Source organism: Azospirillum sp. B4, assembly GCF_000333275.1.
Taxonomy (GTDB): Bacteria; Pseudomonadota; Alphaproteobacteria; order Azospirillales; family Azospirillaceae; genus Nitrospirillum.
In genome coordinates this window covers 1-1,929 of record NZ_BACU01000484.1, presented here as the reverse complement: position 1 = coordinate 1,929, position 1,929 = coordinate 1, and the positions used below count along the sequence as shown (strand labels likewise).

The 1,929-nt window shown below is 67.7% G+C and carries 2 protein-coding genes and 1 pseudogene; 1 reads left to right on the top strand and 2 read right to left on the bottom strand.

The window, feature by feature from the left end; all coding sequences use genetic code 11:
- Together I55_RS20875 and I55_RS20870 are read right to left on the bottom strand one after the other, a co-directional pair.
- Positions 1-656 (bottom strand): ABC transporter permease (locus tag I55_RS20875; RefSeq protein WP_049974359.1); only part of this gene is annotated, 656 nt, incomplete at its 3' end.
- Between the two features lie 4 nt (positions 657-660).
- Positions 661-1,500 (bottom strand): ABC transporter permease, encoded by an 840-nt coding sequence (locus tag I55_RS20870; protein WP_044562518.1) that lies wholly within the window; start codon positions 1,498-1,500, stop codon positions 661-663.
- Positions 1,501-1,618: 118 nt separating this feature from the next.
- Between I55_RS20870 and I55_RS20865 the strand changes: the two are divergent.
- A pseudogene (locus tag I55_RS20865) lies at positions 1,619-1,929 on the top strand (hypothetical protein); the annotation flags it as partial.

The window sequence follows — 1,929 nt, the reverse complement described above, 5'->3', positions numbered from 1 at the left end:
AACAGGCCGGACAGGAAGATAAGCGGCGTGAAGACGAAGGTCATGGCCGCCGACAGATGGTCCCACTTCACACTGATCAAGCCCGTCAGCACGCCGAAGGTGGCCATCATGGTGGACCCCAGCACGACGAACAGCAGCACCAGCGCCGGGTCGGCCATGGGCGCCTGCCAGAAGACCAGGAAGCCGATCCACACCGCCGCCCCGCTGGCGACGCCGGCGGCCATGGCCGACAGCACGTAGGCCGCCAGCATCTCGGCGGCGCCCACGGGCGCCATCAGCTGGTCCAGGATGGCACCTTCCATCTTGGCATAGAGGATGGAGAAGGACGGGATCTGCACCGATTGGGTCAGCAGCGACAGGCTGACCAGGCCCGGCACTAGGAAGGCCAGGATGGCGTCGCCCTCGGGCGTGCCGCGCTTGTCGCCCAGGCCGAAGGCGAAGACGGTGAAGTAGAGGGCGGCCGACAGGCCCGGCGCCACCAGGAACAGCATGGCCAGCTTGCGCAGGCGCTTGGTCTCCCGCCCCAGCAGGGTCAGGAACCCCAGGGTGTTGAACCGGCCGAGATGCCGCCGCGGACCGGGCCGGTAGGCGCCCGCCGGCAACGGCATGTCGGCACCCGTTCCGTTGGTCCCCACCCCATCCGCCGGCATGTCCATGGTGTCAGGCCTTCAGCTTGTAACCGGTGGACACCATGCGCAGCGCCACCAGCCAGAGAACCAGGTTTATGCCCAGCATCACGGCGATGCCGGTGAGCAACGTCCCGTCGGTGCGGCCGATGAAACCGTAACGGAAACCGTCGATGAAATAGAAGAAGGGGTTCACGTGGGCCACGGTGTGGAAGAAGCGTGGCGCGCTGTCCAGCGTGTAGAAGGTGCCGGACAGGAAGGACAGGGGCGTGATGACGAAGTTGGTGATGGCCGCCATGTGGTCGAACTTGTCCGCCCAGATGCCGCCGATGAGGCCCAGCAGCGACAGCAGCATGGACGCCATCACGGCGTGGAACAGCACGAAGAAGGGCGCGTGCATGCCCAGCGGCACGATCAGCTGGATGACGATCCAGGTGACGAAGCCCACCATCAGCCCGCGCACGATGCCGCCAGTGACGAAGGCGGAGACGAATTCGAAGGACGACAGGGGCGGCATCAGCACGTCGACGATGTTGCCCTGGACCTTGGACACCAGCACCGAGGACGAGGTGTTGGCGAAGGCGTTCTGCGCCATGCCCATCATGATGAGGCCCGGCCCCAGGAAGCGCAGGAAGGGCACGTCGCCCACCATGCGCACCACGCCGCCCAGCGCCAGCGCGAACACGGCGTAGAACAGCAGCGTGGTCACCACCGGCGCGGCGATGGTCTGCACCCAGACCTTCAGGAAGCGCCGTATCTCCCGCTTCGTCAGGGTGGCGAAGCCCACCCAGTTGATGGCGCCCAAGGCACGGGGGGCCAGGACGGGCGCGGCCGACACGGCGCCAGGAAGGGGGGATTGCTGCAGCAGGGTCATGGAATCAGGCGCCCGAGCGTGGAGGTCCGGGAACAGGCTCCCGGCAAGGCTGGGGCGACCTTAACGCCGGGGCGCCGTCCCGGCAATATGAGCAGCGTCACAGGAGACGCGCGATGGCATGGCGAAAGCGCCGGCGCCGGCGCTACCATGGGGCATGACCGACGACCTTTTCGATACACCCCCACGCACGCCCACACGCCCCGCGCCCGTCGGGCGACGCGGCCCCAAGCGGGTCAGCGCCGCCTATCTGGAGCGGGCGGCCCTGCATTACCTGGAGCGCTTCGCCGCCTCCACCGCCGCGCTGCGCCGGGTGCTGATGCGCAAGGTGGAAATGTCGGCCGCCGCCCATGGCACGGACCGGGAGCAGGGGGCGGAATGGGTGGAGTCGCTGATCACCCGCTATCAGCGGAGTGGCTTGCTGAACGACCG

Excerpts from the sequence above, each read along its gene's own strand:
- I55_RS20870 (WP_044562518.1), bottom strand. The coding sequence starts at position 1,500 with ATGACCCTGCTGCAGCAATCCCCCCTTCCTGGCGCCGTGTCGGCCGCG.